18 protein-coding genes are annotated in these 16,286 nt (G+C 56.8%); 12 read left to right on the top strand and 6 right to left on the bottom strand.

Annotation, left to right across the window (positions count from 1 at the left end):
- Positions 1–81: 81 nt before the first annotated feature.
- A complete protein-coding gene (locus LHFGNBLO_RS32835) occupies positions 82–570 on the bottom strand; it encodes a DUF982 domain-containing protein (RefSeq protein WP_258604283.1) in 489 nt (162 codons plus the stop codon).
- A gap of 576 nt (positions 571–1,146) precedes the next feature.
- Positions 1,147–1,335 carry a hypothetical protein gene (locus tag LHFGNBLO_RS32840; protein ID WP_258604285.1) on the bottom strand — a complete coding sequence of 63 codons (189 nt, stop codon included), beginning with the start codon at positions 1,333–1,335 and terminating at the stop codon, positions 1,147–1,149.
- Between the two features lie 811 nt (positions 1,336–2,146).
- Here LHFGNBLO_RS32840 and LHFGNBLO_RS32845 point away from each other — a divergent pair.
- From LHFGNBLO_RS32845 to LHFGNBLO_RS32860, 4 genes are all read left to right on the top strand, one after another.
- Positions 2,147–2,866: a Crp/Fnr family transcriptional regulator gene (locus LHFGNBLO_RS32845; RefSeq protein WP_258604287.1), complete on the top strand. Its 720-nt coding sequence runs from the start codon at positions 2,147–2,149 to the stop codon at positions 2,864–2,866.
- Between the two features lie 131 nt (positions 2,867–2,997).
- Positions 2,998–3,216, top strand: coding sequence for a hypothetical protein (locus LHFGNBLO_RS32850; protein ID WP_258604288.1), 219 nt, complete (start codon positions 2,998–3,000; stop codon positions 3,214–3,216).
- Positions 3,197–3,409 carry a hypothetical protein gene (locus LHFGNBLO_RS32855; protein WP_258604289.1) on the top strand — a complete coding sequence of 71 codons (213 nt, stop codon included), beginning with the start codon at positions 3,197–3,199 and terminating at the stop codon, positions 3,407–3,409. Before LHFGNBLO_RS32850 ends, LHFGNBLO_RS32855 begins: the two co-directional genes overlap by 20 nt.
- A gap of 74 nt (positions 3,410–3,483) precedes the next feature.
- Entirely contained in the window at positions 3,484–3,918 is a 435-nt protein-coding gene (locus tag LHFGNBLO_RS32860; RefSeq protein WP_258604290.1) for a DUF6894 family protein, read from the top strand.
- 18 nt (positions 3,919–3,936) lie between these two features.
- Here LHFGNBLO_RS32860 and LHFGNBLO_RS32865 read toward each other — a convergent pair.
- Positions 3,937–5,066 (bottom strand): IS3 family transposase gene (locus tag LHFGNBLO_RS32865; RefSeq protein WP_258599977.1). Its coding sequence is split into 2 segments (ribosomal slippage): positions 3,937–4,808 and positions 4,808–5,066, totalling 1,131 coding nucleotides; the frame shifts between segments, so codons are not numbered across the junction.
- Positions 5,067–5,449: 383 nt separating this feature from the next.
- On the opposite strand from LHFGNBLO_RS32865, the gene LHFGNBLO_RS32870 reads away from it, so the two are divergent.
- The 3 genes from LHFGNBLO_RS32870 to LHFGNBLO_RS32880 all read left to right on the top strand — a co-directional run bounded on the left by LHFGNBLO_RS32870 (position 5,450) and on the right by LHFGNBLO_RS32880 (position 6,792).
- A complete protein-coding gene (locus tag LHFGNBLO_RS32870) occupies positions 5,450–5,896 on the top strand; it encodes a DUF6894 family protein (RefSeq protein WP_258604291.1) in 447 nt (148 codons plus the stop codon).
- 94 nt (positions 5,897–5,990) lie between these two features.
- Positions 5,991–6,500, top strand: a complete 510-nt coding sequence (locus LHFGNBLO_RS32875; protein WP_258604293.1) for a ferritin-like domain-containing protein — start codon at positions 5,991–5,993, stop codon at positions 6,498–6,500.
- A gap of 106 nt (positions 6,501–6,606) precedes the next feature.
- Positions 6,607–6,792 (top strand): hypothetical protein, encoded by a 186-nt coding sequence (locus tag LHFGNBLO_RS32880; protein ID WP_258604295.1) that lies wholly within the window; start codon positions 6,607–6,609, stop codon positions 6,790–6,792.
- Positions 6,793–6,958: 166 nt separating this feature from the next.
- Here the strand turns inward: LHFGNBLO_RS32880 and LHFGNBLO_RS32885 are convergent, their stop codons facing one another.
- Positions 6,959–7,882, bottom strand: a complete 924-nt coding sequence (locus LHFGNBLO_RS32885; RefSeq protein WP_258604297.1) for a hypothetical protein — start codon at positions 7,880–7,882, stop codon at positions 6,959–6,961.
- A 338-nt stretch (positions 7,883–8,220) separates the two neighbouring features.
- On the opposite strand from LHFGNBLO_RS32885, the gene LHFGNBLO_RS32890 reads away from it, so the two are divergent.
- The 4 genes from LHFGNBLO_RS32890 (at position 8,221) to LHFGNBLO_RS32905 (ending at position 12,673) form a co-directional block, all read left to right on the top strand.
- Complete coding sequence (locus tag LHFGNBLO_RS32890; protein ID WP_258604300.1) at positions 8,221–9,393, top strand: glycosyltransferase family 1 protein; 1,173 nt, start codon at positions 8,221–8,223, stop codon at positions 9,391–9,393.
- 2 nt (positions 9,394–9,395) lie between these two features.
- On the top strand, positions 9,396–10,529 hold the full coding sequence (gene glf / locus LHFGNBLO_RS32895) for a UDP-galactopyranose mutase (RefSeq protein WP_258604301.1): 1,134 nt from the start codon (positions 9,396–9,398) through the stop codon (positions 10,527–10,529).
- A complete protein-coding gene (locus LHFGNBLO_RS32900; RefSeq protein ID WP_258604303.1) occupies positions 10,526–12,226 on the top strand; it encodes a family 1 glycosylhydrolase in 1,701 nt (566 codons plus the stop codon). Before glf ends, LHFGNBLO_RS32900 begins: the two co-directional genes overlap by 4 nt.
- A gap of 168 nt (positions 12,227–12,394) precedes the next feature.
- On the top strand, positions 12,395–12,673 hold the full coding sequence (locus LHFGNBLO_RS32905) for a DUF982 domain-containing protein (RefSeq protein WP_258604305.1): 279 nt from the start codon (positions 12,395–12,397) through the stop codon (positions 12,671–12,673).
- Between the two features lie 177 nt (positions 12,674–12,850).
- Here LHFGNBLO_RS32905 and LHFGNBLO_RS32910 read toward each other — a convergent pair whose 3' ends face one another.
- The gene (locus LHFGNBLO_RS32910; RefSeq protein ID WP_258604306.1) at positions 12,851–14,629 is read right to left on the bottom strand and encodes a PAS domain S-box protein; all 1,779 of its coding nucleotides are present in this window, start codon (positions 14,627–14,629) and stop codon (positions 12,851–12,853) included.
- 140 nt (positions 14,630–14,769) lie between these two features.
- Between LHFGNBLO_RS32910 and LHFGNBLO_RS32915 the strand changes: the two genes are divergently transcribed.
- Complete coding sequence (locus LHFGNBLO_RS32915) at positions 14,770–14,973, top strand: hypothetical protein (RefSeq protein ID WP_258604308.1); 204 nt, start codon at positions 14,770–14,772, stop codon at positions 14,971–14,973.
- Between the two features lie 308 nt (positions 14,974–15,281).
- Here the strand turns inward: LHFGNBLO_RS32915 and LHFGNBLO_RS32920 are convergent, their stop codons facing one another.
- Positions 15,282–16,286, bottom strand: coding sequence for an ATP-dependent DNA ligase (locus tag LHFGNBLO_RS32920; RefSeq protein ID WP_258604309.1), 1,005 nt, complete (start codon positions 16,284–16,286; stop codon positions 15,282–15,284).

Raw genomic sequence — 16,286 nt, forward strand, 5'->3', positions numbered from 1 at the left:
ACCACGGAACTGAGATCGGCGCCGACCATTCGGGAACGCTACTGCTGATCGATTTCCGCGGGAAGTTCGTGCCGCGGGTGCTCATCGACGCCGCCCCTTCAATATTCTGGCCTCTCGCTGCAAAGATTCGCGATCCGTGCCAATCATATCGATCAGTTCACGCGCCTGCGCTTCGGTGATGCCCGTTTCCCGCGCAAGAAAACGGACGAGGAAGTCCTCGTGCTCTTCTCTATCCCCTCGGTCGCGTCGCTTCTCGTCCACGATGTAGGACGATTTGGGCTGCTCGACCGAGCGGGGCGATGGAGCGTCCCGCTGCACCGGAACAGCAATGATGTTTAGGCAAGCCTCCTTGGCAGCCATAAGAAAGGCACGCCGAGCATTCTCGACGTCTTCAGCTGTAGTTGGAGGGCCTGTGCAAGCCTGGAGTGCCGCCTGGTACCTTGGCCCGCGCGGTTCGAGCCAACGTTCAATCATGAAGATGGCGGCTTCGGAGGCGCTACTCAAAGTGCAAAACTCGCCTACCGTTTCCGTTTCAACGATAATTGGGATTGTGAAAAAGGTATCGTGCATGGTTCTCCCCGCGCAATGCCAAGGCCGAACGGGGAAGCAGCGATTGCGTTCCGGTGGAAAGGAGAAAAGCACCATGTCGGATGCGTCAAAAAGAGGGGCGTAGATCGCCAGTCATGATGGGCATGTCTGAGAGACTAGACGAGCCGGCTACGTGGTTTGCCCCTCCGAATGTGGTGGGCGAGCAATTCGATCTGTTTGAGCAGGCCGTTGCTCGAGCTGTGTCGACGCCGCCAGATGAGCGGCATCCGAGGGCTGAGATCGTCACCCGATCAGGCGCGACCTACGAATGGGATGCGATAGAAGAATGCAGAGCCTCTTTGGATAGAGCTCGGGCCGATGCGCTCGCACATGCTATGGCGGCAGCAATCGGGGCCATTGCTCCACTACCAGTTCCCCGACCTGCGCCCGGCAGCGGTCTCGAAAGGGGTTTCGCCCAACTTCGACGAAAGACAGCTATGGTGCAATCTTAGATTCAATGTGTGTCTAGCTCGCCGCCCCATAGAGGTAGGCTGCACCGGCACATGTATCGACTTCGGACGGCCCTCCAGTCGGCAATAAGCCACGCCTCCCGATAATCTATTTTTTGCGCTTGAGCGGGAACGTCGCGTCCCCGTCATCCTCGCCCGACAAGACGCGGGGATTGGCGCTTGATACCCCGTCATTCGTAGAGCCTTTATGATTTTTCTCGGACTGACCTTCGGCATCGGCCTCCGGGCCCCTTCCAGGGGATCGCGTGGCAGAATTGGTTTTGGATTTATCAGCCATGGAAATCCTCCTCCTTTGAGAAAAATCCAACTCCGCGCCCGTCTTAAAGTTCCGCAGGCGGCTTTGCCTCGTCATCAGCGTCATCAGGGGCACACGGAATTCTCCTTAGAAGGTTGGGAACAAAGTCATTCCAGCCCGATTATAAGCGATCAAAAAGCATTGGAGCGGTGGGTGAGGTTTCCTGCGATACAAGAGCCTTCGGGCACCTGGGCCGTTGTGGAGGTGCTAATTGACTTGCCGGCCGAGATTGCTGGCAAGGATCTCATTGGGCTGACGCGAGAGGAAGCTAAGCGGCTAGTCTCGCCGGGCAATCAGGAGGTGACATCAGCAGCGGGGTCGGCCCGCGTCGTCAGGTAGTATGTCAGGTAGTATCATGGGGAACAGTAACACTTCGGGTGGCAAGCAAAGTCTCGATTGGGGACGGATGGTCCGCACCGCCATGCCCCGGCATGAGCTCGAGTTCATCATGAAGATCGGTCGCGTTGATCGCGATCAGGCTCTGTCGCTCATGCAAAAACATCGCGGAGATCGGGAAGCCGTATTCATGGAACTTGCCGCCCGCGACAGACCATAACCAAGGCAAGAGGCGTCTAACGGGTATATGCCAATAGACGCGTTACAGGCCATTGGAACCCTCCGAAGTTGGCAGAGTTGTGCTCCTAAGTGAGGAGCGACTGGAAACGGTGCGACGAACAGAACTTTCATCGCAATTCCTGCAGCTGGTTAGATGCAAATCATACTGGCCGTGCTTGACCCAGTGCGGAGCCCTCCAGGCCATTGGTGCCATGCCGGCGTGTATCACGGAGTCGCGATGCTTGAGTCACTGTACCTGAACCTTGGCCAACACGATGCGATCTCAGACGAGGAGAAGGCGCTGCTGGCAGGCGCAATGGCGTTCGAAAAGGAGTTCGCCACTGGTCAGGATTTGGTTTCTGCTGGCTCAAGGCCAATGTATAGCACCCTGATCCTAGATGGCCTGGCGGCGCGATATAAGGTCTTGGAGGATGGTGGACGGCAGTTTACGTCGTTGCAGGTGCCTGGCGACTTTGTCGATCTTCACGCCTTTCTCTTGAAGACTATGGACCACGGCATCATAGCGCTTTCGCCTTGTCGTGTGATCGTTGCGGACCACAGTCGGTTGCGCGCGATCACCGAGCAGGCTCCCCATCTCACACGACTGTTGTGGCTTGATACGTTGGTAGACGGAGCCATCCACCGCGAATGGATCGTCGCTATGGGCAGGCGCTCGAAGGCAGCCCATCTGGCGCATCTTGTGTGCGAACTGTTCGTCCGACTTCAGGTGGTGGAGCGTACGAACGGCATGAGTTTCCACCTACCAATTTCGCAGGCAGAATTGGCTGACGTGCTTGGCCTCTCGGTCGTGCATATGAACCGTGTTATCGGCGCCTTGCGAAAAGTCGGGGTCATCAGCTGGGCTAACCACAACGTCACCATTCTTGATTGGAATCGGCTAACGGAAATCGCCGAATTCGACCCCACCTATCTCAGCATGAACCGAGAACCTCGATAACCCCATCCCGCATCCGCTTAACATTTGAGCGCGACAGTGTCCTTGGAAGGTTGTCTCCTGGTTATGTCGCCGGCCATTCGTGGGCTCCGGCGCTTGAGAGTTCGCTGTGCTCCCGCCCCAAGGAGCTAATGATGGAAGACATCAATCCCGTGCCGGTGTCGGCACTCGACATTCATATCGTGCGACAAGCGTTCAGGTCATCCATTGCCGAAGGGCTGGTGGAAGAGAGCCGCTGGATCCAGCACGCTACAGAGTTGGTCAAAGATCTGACGGGCCACAAGCAGGTCGACGCCGAGATAATCGACTGGATCATCAGGAAGGAGCAGGTCAATGGCCAAAATGTTGGTTGATCTTGATCCCGTGTCCGACAATCACCCCTACGATCCCGCCTTGTTTGCCGACAAGTACGGGATGACGTTGAAAGCCGCTAAGGTCGTTCTGTATGCCAACGGACCTTCGAGAACGGCCTGTGACGGTGCCGCAAAAGCTTTCATGGCGGCTGTTGCGGCACGAAACAAGCAATGGCAGCGCGATAAACCTTGAGCGCAGGAACCTAATATTACGCTGTGCCTTATCCTGCGACGGCCTTTCCCCGCCCGTCATCGGAGGAAATCGAGATGGCGCGCTACTTTTTCGATATCCATGACGGCAAGGAATTCACAGGAGACGAGGACGGAGAAATCTGTGAGTCTCTAACCGAAGTCAGTGACTACGCTGTCCGCGTGCTGCCTGATATTGCACGGGAGGAACTCCCAGACGGTCCCAACCGGCTCTTCTGGATTAAGGTTCGAGACGAGGACGGGGCATACATCTTCCGAGCGTCCTTGATCTTGGCATCTGCCTGGTTGGTCGAAAACGCCAACGGCTACCCTCACCCGGGCGAAGACCTGAAATTAGCGGCTCTCAAGCGGACAAGAGAGCAAGTAAGGGCGATCAGGCGCGACCTAGCGGAGGATGGCTTGTCAGCCCGGATGCACGAGATAGATGCCCTTTTTGGCATAGCGCAAACAGAGGTGGCTCGGTTTGTTTGGACAGGAATTCCCGATTTATAAGTGGAACACTGCCTCTGGTTAGGCCGCCTCGGGAAGCGGTAGCGGGGTGAAGTAGGCCTCATCTGGCGCTCTGCCGTCAAGGCTGGAATGCGGACGTCGCCGATTGTAGAAATCGAGATATTTTCCGATCGACGCCCGCCCTTCGCGAACGCTGTTATAGGCCTTGAGATAGACCTCCTCATATTTCACCGACCGCCAGAGACGCTCGACGAAGACGTTGTCGCGCCAGGCGCCCTTGCCATCCATGCTGATCCTGATCTCCCGGTCGAGCAGGACCTTGGTGAAGTCATGGCTGGTGAACTGGCTGCCCTGATCGGAGTTGAAGATCTCGGGCTTGCCGTATGTCGCCAGCGCCTCCTCGAGGGCTTCAATGCAAAACGCCGCATCCATGGTGATCGACAGCCGCCAGCTCAGTACCTTGCGCGTGAACCAGTCGACGACAGCAACCAGGTAGCAGAAGCCGCGGGCCATCGGGATATAGGTCAGGTCCGTCGCCCAGACCTGGTTGGGCCGCGTCACCGCCAGCTTGCCCAGCAAATACGGATAGATCTTGTGCCCGTCGCCCGGCTTCGAAGTGCGCGGCTTGCGGTAGAGCGCCTCGATACCCATGCGCTTCATCAAGGTGCGCACATGCAGGCGACCCGTCTCATAGCCTTCGCGCTTCAAAAGCTTCTGCAACATGCGGCTGCCCGCGAACGGGTAATCCAGGTGCAATTCGTCGATGCGCCGCATCAGCTTCAGGTCTGCCGCCGATGTCGGCTTGGGTAGGGAGTAGACGCTGCCGCGGCTGATCCCCAGTTCGGCCGCCTGCTTGGCAATCGGCAGTTCATGTTCCCGGTCGATCATCGTCTTGCGCTCCCCGACCAGCCGGCCTTGCCGAGCGCCGAGCCTAAAAAATCATTGGCCAGCGTCAGCTCTCCGATCTTGGCATGGAGGGCCTTTATGTCCACCGTCGGCTCCGATTTCTCCGCCGCGCCAAACACGTTCGAGGCCCCGTCCAGAAGCTGCTTTCTCCAATCCGTGATCTGGTTCGCATGCACATCATATTGCTGCGCCAGCTCGGCCAGCGTCTTTTCTCCCTTGATCGCCGCAAGCGCAACTTTCGCCTTGAAAGCCGGGCTGTGGTTCCGGCGTGGTCGTCTGCTCATTCGTGATTCTCCTGTTCCGGCACTCATGCCGATCTCAGGCAGAAATTCCACTTATCACCCTGTCCAATTTTGCCGAGCCACCTCTAACTGAAGCTGAACGGATGATCAAAAGGCTGTCACCCACGGATGAATAGAAACTACCAAGCGACGCCGCCGTTCTCCCACAAGCGCGCCGAACGGGCGGACTTGGGCTACAAGGAACAAGGCGCACTGAACGCCCGTTCACGGCATTGGCAAACTGCAAGGGCTGAAATGGTCGGGCCACGTGCAGCCTGGGAAGGCCTCCTAAAAGTCGGGTCGGTTTCGTGCGGCAATTCTTTCTGCTTTCGATAGGAACATCATCCCTTTCTGCGCATTCTCGTCGGACAAACGGGAGGTGTCGAATGGAACTCATGAACACAGTGGTACGCCGACACACGTTCGGCAACGTCGTGGAGTTTCTTGGCGAAGGCGGCGAAACAGTGAGCGTTACCATCGCGGCGGGCTACGAAGGCCGAAGAGACGATGAGCTTGTTGAAGCAGCCAAGCAAATGATGGTCCAGATCGTAGCCTTCGATCGACCCGATGTTGAGATTACAGACACAGGCGGATCCTCGGAGCTCTACACTTTTGAATACCGAGACAAGGGAATTATTCGGGCAATGCCGGGCATTTCCTTGCCAAATCTGAAGGCGGTTCAGGACGAGGTAAACCGATCCGCAGAGGATCTGTGGAAGGACGCACTCGAAAAATCTGAGGCACCAGTGGGATGGGCCGTAAGGGCTCGCAACGCAAGCGGCGAGATCGTGGCGATTTGCACCTACGAAGACATCCAACTCCGCGACTCATAAAATTTACTTCCGCCGGGAACGAGTACGCAAACAGGCTGTTATTGGGGCGCCTCCAGTCGATGAGGCGGTGACAACAACAAAAAGGGAAAACGCTATGGCGACGACCAAGGCACCATCCAAAGGCCTCAACGAACTTTTTCACGACACGCTCAAGGACATTTATTTCGCGGAAAAGAAGATCCTCGCGACACTGCCGAAGATGGCAAAGGCGGCGCAGAGCGCCGATCTGAAAGCCGCCTTCGAAAAGCATCGCGGCGAAACTCAGGAGCACGTAGCTCGTCTCGAAGAGGTGTTTGAAGTGCTCGGCAAGAAGCCGGTGGCGAAGACTTGTGCGGCCATTATGGGTATCACCGAGGAGGGCGCCGAGATCATGGAGGAATACAAGCAATCCCCTGCCCTCGACGCCGGCCTGCTCGCAGCAGCACAGGCTGTGGAGCACTACGAGATCTCTCGCTACGGGACTTTGCGGACTTGGGCGTTGGAGCTCGGACTGACCGAGGCGGTCAATCTCCTGGACCTCACGCTCGGCGAAGAAAAAGCAACCGACGCGGCACTGACCGAACTTGCCGAGTCGGCCGTAAACATCGCGGCCGAAGCGGCCTGACGAAGACCGGTTCCATCGGTCCTGTCTTCGCGAGCCCTGGTGGTCGATCACCAGGGCTCCACCGCCCTTACCTATGCAGCGGAAACAAGTCTCGAAGGAGAGTGAGATGGGCTTTTTCGGCAAATTCTTCTCCGGCCTTGGCGGCAAGAAGCCGGCCGAAAATGAGAAGAGCGGCGACATGCGTAAAGCGACCGGTGCGGGCCCCGCGATAGCCGCCCATTCGAAGGATGCGAAGACAAAGGCTGCGACCGGGCAGAACCCCTCAGCAGCAAAGAAGAAACCAAATGGCTGACGATAAGAACAGCTAGGCTTGAAACAGTGTCGCCGGCGACCAGAGTATGAGGTCGGCTTGCTTCGCCAGCAATTTCGGGCTTACAGCCGACGCCGCCTCGTGAATTCATCGCCAGGCACGGCAACGACCGCGAAGTGTTGGAGCACGAAGCAAGGCCTTGGACAATTCACGCGACTTGCGACAGAGCCACGCCGTCTAGGTCGCATTTGGCTACTCCGTACCGCCAACGGTGGTTCGTCGCTGCACGACGGCACTGATAAAACAAGGTGAGCTGGCCGCCTTCGATCATGACGGTCGAATGACCGTTTTCGCCAGCCTCTTCGGGTTCAAGCACCGGCCCAACGGTTCGATACGGACCCTCGACCCGATCAGCGAGGGCGAAAAAGACACGCTGCCGGCTGCCGCGCGGGCCATCTGGAAGAAAGCAGGTCGCGTTTAGAAGGATACGGCCGTCCGGTAGCTCCACAAGTTGGGCCCCTTCGATGCCCCACTCATAGTCTGGGTGCTGGCGCGAGTTGTGGTGAGGCAAGTCAATATGATCGAGAATCTTGCCGAGTCGCTTCCATGGGCCGAACCATGAGTCGGACTGGCTGTGCACAAGATAGATGTCTGGTTGCGGCACTTTTGTAAATTTCGGCATGCCTGAGTAGACGATGTAACGTTTGCCGCCGATGATCGCCGGATGAGGGTCGTAGATCCCGTCTTCATCGGTATCCGGCAAGGCAACAATCGCCGAGTTGAGAACCACCCAATGAAAACCATCGTTCGAAACGACGTGCTCGCAGCGACCACCGGATTTCATGAATTCCGTTTGGATAAACATGTGAAAGACGCCGCTCTCATGGATGACTCCTGGCGCAGCCACACCTGATCCACTCACCGGCAAAACGATCGGTTCATGCTCGACCCAAGGGCCGTAAAGGTCGGGAGCCGTGGCATGAAGGATCCTCCACGTTTCGCTTGTAACGGTGCCGCTCGAGCCGAACATGTGCCAGAGCTTCCCATCGAATACCGGACAGGGATCCTTCACATCGTCAACAGAGGCTGGATGAAACAACGGGAAAACGTTCGTTTCAAAATTGATCGACATTCGCTTCCACCCAATTAACCGCGCGGGGCAATTATGCGAGGCACCGAATCGTTCATCGATTGTTAACTTTGTAGCATCGGCGATTAACGCACGATTAACGATCGTTTGCACCCGGCCTGGCGCTAGCTGTCCGCAACGCGGCAGCTCCGCCCTTTCCCACATGATTTGCCTGTCCTGTCGGCCCAGTGAAGCCACTCGCCTTCGGCTAAAGGAATTGGATTTACAGCGGAACGACTCGCTTCCTGGGAAGTTAGAGCCGGAGGTAAGAAATGACAAATAAACGGCGCGATTAACATTTGTTGTATGAACCTCCAACAAAACAGTCAAAAGGCTTCGAAATGGAAAACACCGTTAGCAAATCGAACGTGAGACTCCCGACGGCAAAACCATCGATGCTTCTATGTTTCTCGCATTTACGTTGGAGTTTCGTACATCAACGGCCGCAACACCTACTCACTCTTGCTTCCAAGGCAAAGAATATTATTTACTATGAAGAGCCGATCTTTGAAGAAATTCCACAAGCGTTTATGCGATCGAACGACGTTTCGCCGACCATCAGAGTCGTCACTCCGATCCTTCCCCTTGGAACAGGTCAACCAGACGCAGACGCTGTCCAACGCAGATTCCTCAATCTGATAGTGGCCTCAACCCCCCAAGATCGGCTGACGACTTGGTACTACACACCAATGGCATTGCGGTTCAGCGACCATCTTTCTTGTGATGTGTGCGTCTACGACTGCATGGACGAGCTATCAGCTTTCAAGGACGCGCCGCCCGAGCTCGTCGAGATGGAAAGGGAGCTTCTGACACGGGCCGATGTCGTGTTTACCGGCGGCCAGAGCCTCTATGAGGCCAAGCGAAGCCTGCATCGGGCAATCTTTCCATTCCCCAGCAGCATCGATTTTACGCACTTTCATCAGGCCAGAGGGCCAGGAGAAGACGCGGTCGATCAGCAACAGATACCTCATCCCCGAGTGGGCTATTTCGGCGTGATCGATGAACGGCTGGACGTCGACCTCGTCGCAAAGGCCGCCTTGGCGATGCCCGACGTCCACTTCATCATGATTGGACCGGTGGTCAAAATCGATCCCGCCGGTCTTCCTGTCGCAGCCAATTTGCATTGGCTGGGTGGCAAGGATTACGCGGACCTGCCTCAATACCTCAGGCATTGGGATGCCGGATGGATGCCTTTTGCACTCAATGCTGCGACCCGTTACATCAGCCCAACCAAGACACCAGAATTTTTGGCGGCCGGCGTACCGCTTGTTTCAACCGCCATCGTGGATGTTGTGCGAACTTATGGCGCCGAAGGCCTCGTGGACATCGTCGACGCCGATGACGTCGAATTCAAACTCCGGTCCCTTTTGGCGCAGCCGCGCGACCAGTTGTTGAGGAATGTCGATGCCTATCTCATCGACATGTCGTGGGAAAAAACGTGGTTCGCGATGGCGGGTCACATTCAGCACGCCCGTTCCACGAAGAACGTATTGCCGTTTCGGCGGAGTGCGTGACCATGTTCGACTGGCTGATAGTCGGCGCCGGGTTTGCCGGGAGCGTGCTCGCCGAGCGCATCGCATCCCAACGGCAGGAGAGTGTCTTGCTGCTTGACAGGCGCAGTCACGTCGGCGGTAACGCCTATGATTGCTACAATGAGGCTGGGATCCTTATTCATCAGTATGGGCCCCACATCTTCCACACCAACGCCCAGTCGATTGTCGAATATCTCTCACAGTTCACGGCCTGGCGCCCGTACGAGCATCGTGTCCTGTCTTCGGTTGATGGCAAGTTGCTGCCGATTCCGATCAATCTCGACACGATTAACAAGCTGTATGATCTCGACTTTACGTCCGAGCAGCTTGAGGCGTTTTTCCTTTCTCGCCGCGAAGCGGTGGAGGAGGTGCGGACAGCTGAAGACGTGGTGGTCAGCACAGTCGGCAGGGAACTCTACGAGAAATTCTTTCGTGGCTACACCAGGAAGCAGTGGGGTGTGGATCCGTCTCAATTGAGTAAGTCCGTGACGGCTCGGGTCCCGACCCGTACCGATCGCGATGACCGCTATTTTGGCGACACGTTCCAGAAGATGCCGGCCGGCGGCTATACCCGCATGTTCCAGCGCATGCTCGACAATTCCAAAATCAAAATCATGCTGCAAACCGACTACAGGGACATCCGAGAAAGCATTCCGTTTCGGCGCATGATTTATACAGGTCCAGTCGACGAGTATTTTGACTGGAGCCTTGGGCGTCTGCCGTACCGATCATTGAGGTTCGAGCACCTGACGCTTGATCGCGAGCAATTCCAGCCCGTCGCAGTCGTCAACTATCCGCAGAAGGAAGAGTATACCCGTATCACGGAATACAAACATCTGACCGGTCAGCAGAGCCCCCAGACCAGCCTGACCTATGAATATCCAACAGACATCGGCGACCCGTACTATCCCGTACCACGGGCTGAGAACGAGGCCCTCTACAAACGGTATGAAGCGCTGGCAGGAGCCACTCCGGACGTCTGGTTCGTTGGGAGACTGGCCACATATCGCTATTACAACATGGACCAGGTCGTCGGTCAGGCTTTGGCGACTTTCGCTCGAATTCAGAAAAGTTTGCCGGCGAGGATCGCTCCGATCCAGGCCGAGGCTGCTGAATGAATGACCCGCTTGAGATATGGGGCGGCGTGGAATGCAGCCACGTCCGCATTCACGAGGCGGTGCGCAATCAATTGCATGAAACAGGGCATCTAAACCGCATAGACGATCTTGAACTGATCGCTGGCCTCGGCATTGGAACGCTTCGTTATCCTGTATTGTGGGAGATGGTTGAGCGCACGGCGGGCTCCTGCGACTGGAGTTGGATTGATGCTCGCCTGCTACGGATCGACGAGCTCGGTATGCGGCCGATAGCCGGGCTCATGCACCACGGCAGCGGTCCGGCATGGACGCAGATCCTTGACCCGGATTTTCCGGAAATGCTCGCTCGATATGCCGGGCGGGTCGCACAACGCTATCCATGGATAGAGCTGTATACACCCATCAATGAGCCGCTGACGACTGCCCGCATTAGTGGGTTATACGGGCTCTGGTATCCGCATGGCACTGACGAGGCCACGTGCCTGCAGCTGACAGTCGCTCAATGCCGGGCGATTGCGCTGGCGATGAAGGCGATCCGCCAATATGTCCCGTCGGCTCGCCTCGTGCAGACAGAAGATATCGGCCGCGTTTTTGCAACTCAGCGACTCGCCTACCAGGCCGACCATGAGAACGAGCGCCGCTGGCTGGCTCTGGATCTCCTGGCCGGCCGAGTTGACGGTGAGCATGCTTTCTACCGACCGCTTTTGAAGGCCGGGATTGACGATGAACATTTGTCGGCCCTGATGGCGGAGCCTTGCGCGCCGGATATCATCGGCTTAGATTATTACCTCACCAGCGACCGAATGCTTGACGACCAGATCGATCGACATCCAGACGAGAAGGTCGGTGGAAATGGTATCGACCTCTATGTCGATACCGCGGCCGTCCGATCCGACGGAGGAGATGGTACAGGCCTGAAGCCGAGGATCGACGAACTCTGGAATCGGTATCATCTGCCGATCGCGGTAACTGAATTGCACAACGGATCAACCCGCGACGAACAGTTGCGGTGGCTCGTCGATGGATGGAAAGCTGCACAGGCCGCAAAGGATAGTGGCGCCGACGTACGTGCGGTCACGGCTTGGTCACTGTTTGGCGCCGTAGACTGGAACTCGATGTTGGTCGGACAGGACGGCTACTACGAAAGCGGTGCGTTCGACACACGTGCGAGCATCCCTCGGCCAACAGCCCTCGCCCATGGGATCGCAGGACTCGCCAAGCATGGGTCCGTCGACCATCCTGTATTGGATCGACATGGCTGGTGGCGTGCAGAACGCATTTCGGACAACGGTGGGCGTCCTCTCTTGCTGGTCGGATTCGGCCGCATGATCTCGGCCATTGAGCAATGTTGCACCCTTCGGAGGTTGACGGTCTGCACAGCAAGGCCGGACAAAGTCCAACTGCTACTTGCCAAGCATGGGGCATGGGCCGCAATACAAATCGAGGACAACGGCGCGGGCCGCGCCGGCGCGCCGGCTTTGCCCATCCGAATGCTGTGCCGATTCCCGGATGGCGGCGATCTACTGCTGCAAAGCGATACCGCGCGCTCCCCAGTCGAAGTGGCGAACGCACTTCTCGATTTGGTCATTGACGGTCAACGGGGCGCATTTGAGGTGTTGCAAACCGGTCCGGGCAATCAATACGAATTCGGCCCGCTGTCTGAGGAAGCCCAGCCTGGCCAGCAGGTTCATACAGAAGTAACCGCCAATGTAGCGTAGCGCGGGCCGTCTCTTGCTCCTTGGCCGCCAGGCTCAGTCGTTCGGCGCGCACCATAACAGACGCAGAAGATCGCTTCTTCCATCGTTCTCACCCAGACGTGCAACCAGATCGTTTGACCTTCGTTATTGCCGAATCCAGCAAGCGATAGGCTTACGAGGGAGAAGAAAATGAGCAGATTTCTGCCGGTAGACCTCACCTTTGTAGACGGATCAACGATGGTTGTTTCCTCACTCGCTGATGCCGAAACGGCGATTGCAAGGCAGTGGCGGAATAAAACGGCGAACGAGTATGCAGAAGCCGTGCGGCTGCTTGCGGAAGCCAAAGACGGTATCTGCAAACCGGCCGTGGCATTTGATGCTTTTAGACGAGCGGCACTTAGGCAACGTCTGATTCAACCGCGAAAACTAAGCGCCGCGCTGGATATCCTGGACGAACTGATGTCGTAGAATATCGATGGAGGACGCTGGCGCCGAAGCAGGGTCAAACACAATTTGCTTGCCGCGTTGCCGTGGCGGGACGCAATCGTTGGCGGGCCTGAGATCGGACGCCAAATGGAGCGCCGGCACGCTAGAACCAGCGGCTGCTACCCAAGGAGAAGAATTAAGCGGTTTGCCGCATGGCTGTCACATGAACTCGTTCAAGCTTGCTTCTACAAAAGCCAGCGGTGCCACAAGGGTCCAGATGACACCGTGGTCGCTATATTCGAGATCGCCTGTCCCGCTTAGAGCCTGCGGAGCGACGCGTTTCAGCACAACGGTTCCAAACCCGCCGTTGGCTACGGATTGGACCTTAGGTCCGTCTGTTTCACTCCAGGTGAGCCTGATGAACCGGTGGCCTTCAACCTTGACGACACACCAGGCCACTGTGATCTTGCCCCTGTGACCGGCCAGAACGCCGTATTTGGCGGAGTTCGTGGCAAGCTCATGAAAGGCGATGCCGAGATATTGAACGGCGTTAGGACTCAGCGTAATCGACGGTCCCGACATCGAGAGCAGGTCATCGTTCCCGAATGGCTTGCACTGCGCCAACAACAACTCGAAAATGGTAGCACCCTTCCAGTCAGCGGACACGAGGAGATCGTGGGAACGCGAAAGCGCCATTATGCGCTCGCGAACTTGTCGCTCAAACTCCGCAGGACTTTCGGACCGCTTGTTCGTCTCTCGGATCATCGAAAGAATGACCGAATATTGGTTCTTCACCCGGTGGTTGACTTCGCGCATGAGCATGCGGATACGGTGCTCGCTCTCCTTTGCTACGGAAATGTCCCTGGCAATCTTTGACGCGCCGACGATGCGCCCCGCAGTGCCGCGCACCGGCGACACCGTGAGCGAGACGGGCACTAGGCTTCCGTCCTTGCGTTGGCGGATGGTTTCGTAGCTTTCCACCCGCTCGCCCCTCCTAATCCGATCAAGGATGCGAGGTTCTTCATCCTGATGATCATCCGGTATTAGCATGGTTACAGGATTGCCTATTGCCTCTTCGGCCGTATATCCAAAAAGCCGCTCCGCGCCCCCGTTCCAGCTGCTGATAATCCCGTTCAGATTTTTGCTTACGATGGCGTCGAAGGATGACTCTACAATTGCTGACAGGTGTTGCCTCGCCTCGTCGGCAATCGCACGCTCTGTAAGGTCCACCAGCATGTTAACGGCGCCGACCAACTGGCCGTTTTCGTCCCGGATCGGGGTTGGAAAGGGCTGGAACGGAAACAGCGTTCCGTCTGGACGTTGTGCCAGGGCTTCCTGATTGCGGACGGGACGGTTTTCTCTGAGGGCGATTGCCATCGGGCATTGATCGTGAGGCAATTCCGAGCCGTCAGGATTGAACAGGCGGAAAGTAACGCACCACTTGTCTTTGCCAATTTCCGGCGTCCGACCAGCGAACTCTGCTGCAGCCGGGTTGAAGTACGTTATCGTGCCCGCCTCGTCGGTCGTGTAGACGGCGACAGGCAGATTATCCAGGATTTGGTGAAATTGGTTATCCTGGTGCACAAGCTCGGCTCGTGTGCGTTGCAGCTCGGTCACATCGACGGTGAAGCAGCGCGTCCCCACAAGTTTTCCGCCTTCAAAATGAGCGCTTGATGTGATCTCGACATGCCTGATCGATCCATCCGATGCGCACAGGCGTGCTGGATGCTTGTCGATCTTCTCCTTGCGATTGAGACGCGCGAGAATGTCCTGAATGACTTCGGCATCGGCGTAGAACTCGTCGATTTGGCGTCCTATGTAGTCGTCTGCCTCATAACCCAGAAGATCGAGCTCGGCCTGGTTGGCGTGGAGTATCTTCCCCTCACCGTCCACGACATGAAGCGCAATGCCGCCATTTTCAAAAAAATCCTTGTAGTCGACCTCCTCCGCAGCGGATTGGCGCGCGTCTCTCAGGCTTACAACATTTACGTCTGACACCCTGGCCCCTAGCAATTGTAACCGGAAGAAACACGGGCAAGAGCATTTGGTTCCCTGGCGCAGTTTGCGTGGAAACTTTCGCAGTGGCCGGAACATCATTCTGTTCGGCTAGTTCATAGACATCTGACTAGGAGACTTCGATGATGACTATCCAATGTCGAGTGACCATCGACGAGAACCAGTTTATTGAAGATGTGACGTTTCAGGCCGTTCCGCGGATAGGTGAAAGCGTTTCAATGGCCGGAGACACCACGAGTCTGCGTGTTTCGCGTGTGGTGCATTTGCCGGAAGGTGCCTCGCAGGAGGCTTTGATCGTCGTCGAACTGACCAGCAAGATCCTCTGAACAGGTTCTGGCCGCCTGCGGGACCGCTGTCCACCGAAATGGACATCTCCAGAGACAGGATGCCGCGTTATCCAAAACCAATCCGGTTGAGCAGCTTGCCAACGAGGATCAACCGTGCCGGCCTGTGGAGCAACACCGCCCCACCGTGCACTCAGCAAGCCTTCCAACCTCAGTAGGCCACTGACTTGCTCGCCGGCAGCGATGAACCGCAGAGAATGATGTGACGACTGACGGGGCTTAGACTTAGTTAGAGCAACTCGTTTGTCGTCGAAGAGGGTTCTGGGGCACCGCAATTATGGTTGGGCGCCTCATTGTTCTGTAATCTGCTCGAACGTGCATTGCTCTGGCTTTTTGTCGAGGCGCCATCGCATGAATTTCGTGCCGTGCCGAAAACGATCCCCGGTCACGTGATCGAACCGCACCTCCGCCACGAGTTCGGGGCGTAGTGGCTCCCATTGTCCGCTTCTTTCCGTGCTCCATCGACTGGGGGCGCCAGGCGCTTTTCCGGTAAAGCCAGGGGACGCCCGCAAAGCCTCAAGTTTCTGAGTAAGCTCGGGCCTGTCGTCGCGAGCGATCGTTGAGGTGAACCCCACATGATCGAGTTGTCCCTGATCGTTGTAGAGGCCAAGCAACAGCGATCCGACCTCACGAGTCTTCTCCAGGTAGCGAAACCCTCCTACGACACAATCCGCAGTGCGCAAGCGTTTAACTTTGATCATGGCGCGCTCGCCAGGCCGGTATTCATCGGCAAGAAGCTTAGCGATGACTCCGTCGGTCGAACCCTGCCCAGATTCGCTGAGCCATTTCATTGCTATGGTCAAATCCTGGGTGGAACGTGATAGCTCAAGGTCGTCGAGGTCAGCAGCCTCAACGAACGATTCCAGAGCCGCTCGCCGCGCAGCAAATGGCTGGTTGATGAGGCTGGCCTCGGAGTTTGCCAACATATCAAACAAGATGAGCTTGGCAGGTGTAGCGATTGAGAGCTTTTGAATTCTGCTCGCTGCTGGGTGCAGCCGCATCTGCAGCGCATCGAACGAAAATAGGGCTTCGATTTCGATGACGATCTCGCCGTCGACCACGAATTCCTTCGCCGCCAGTTCACGCAACATCGAAACGATTTCAGGGAAATATCTGCCGAGTGGTTTCCCCGATTTTGCTCGCAACTCCACAACATTTTCGGCTTTGAAGGCGAGGCATCGAAACCCATCCCATTTGCGTTCATATTGCCACTGACCAACATCGCCCGGCAACGCATCTTGAGCCTTTGCTTCCATTGGCGCGGTGTCCAAGGGAATTGCGAACGCAGGTTTCAT

The sequence above is a fragment of the Mesorhizobium sp. AR10 genome (assembly GCF_024746795.1).
Taxonomy (GTDB): Bacteria; Pseudomonadota; Alphaproteobacteria; order Rhizobiales; family Rhizobiaceae; genus Mesorhizobium.

What these genes read in the sequence shown, in the direction of transcription:
- LHFGNBLO_RS32835 (WP_258604283.1), bottom strand. Translation starts at nt 570, where the DNA reads ATGCACGATACCTTTTTCACAATCCCAATTATCGTTGAAACGGAAACG.
- LHFGNBLO_RS32840 (WP_258604285.1), bottom strand. Translation starts at nt 1,335, where the DNA reads ATGGCTGATAAATCCAAAACCAATTCTGCCACGCGATCCCCTGGAAGG.
- LHFGNBLO_RS32845 (WP_258604287.1), top strand. Translation starts at nt 2,147, where the DNA reads ATGCTTGAGTCACTGTACCTGAACCTTGGCCAACACGATGCGATCTCA.
- LHFGNBLO_RS32850 (WP_258604288.1), top strand. Translation starts at nt 2,998, where the DNA reads ATGGAAGACATCAATCCCGTGCCGGTGTCGGCACTCGACATTCATATC.
- LHFGNBLO_RS32855 (WP_258604289.1), top strand. Translation starts at nt 3,197, where the DNA reads ATGGCCAAAATGTTGGTTGATCTTGATCCCGTGTCCGACAATCACCCC.
- LHFGNBLO_RS32860 (WP_258604290.1), top strand. Translation starts at nt 3,484, where the DNA reads ATGGCGCGCTACTTTTTCGATATCCATGACGGCAAGGAATTCACAGGA.
- LHFGNBLO_RS32870 (WP_258604291.1), top strand. Translation starts at nt 5,450, where the DNA reads ATGGAACTCATGAACACAGTGGTACGCCGACACACGTTCGGCAACGTC.
- LHFGNBLO_RS32875 (WP_258604293.1), top strand. Translation starts at nt 5,991, where the DNA reads ATGGCGACGACCAAGGCACCATCCAAAGGCCTCAACGAACTTTTTCAC.
- LHFGNBLO_RS32880 (WP_258604295.1), top strand. Translation starts at nt 6,607, where the DNA reads ATGGGCTTTTTCGGCAAATTCTTCTCCGGCCTTGGCGGCAAGAAGCCG.
- LHFGNBLO_RS32885 (WP_258604297.1), bottom strand. Translation starts at nt 7,882, where the DNA reads ATGTCGATCAATTTTGAAACGAACGTTTTCCCGTTGTTTCATCCAGCC.
- LHFGNBLO_RS32890 (WP_258604300.1), top strand. Translation starts at nt 8,221, where the DNA reads ATGGAAAACACCGTTAGCAAATCGAACGTGAGACTCCCGACGGCAAAA.
- glf (WP_258604301.1), top strand. Translation starts at nt 9,396, where the DNA reads ATGTTCGACTGGCTGATAGTCGGCGCCGGGTTTGCCGGGAGCGTGCTC.
- LHFGNBLO_RS32900 (WP_258604303.1), top strand. Translation starts at nt 10,526, where the DNA reads ATGAATGACCCGCTTGAGATATGGGGCGGCGTGGAATGCAGCCACGTC.
- LHFGNBLO_RS32905 (WP_258604305.1), top strand. Translation starts at nt 12,395, where the DNA reads ATGAGCAGATTTCTGCCGGTAGACCTCACCTTTGTAGACGGATCAACG.
- LHFGNBLO_RS32915 (WP_258604308.1), top strand. Translation starts at nt 14,770, where the DNA reads ATGATGACTATCCAATGTCGAGTGACCATCGACGAGAACCAGTTTATT.
- LHFGNBLO_RS32920 (WP_258604309.1), bottom strand. Translation starts at nt 16,286, where the DNA reads ATGAAACCTGCGTTCGCAATTCCCTTGGACACCGCGCCAATGGAAGCA.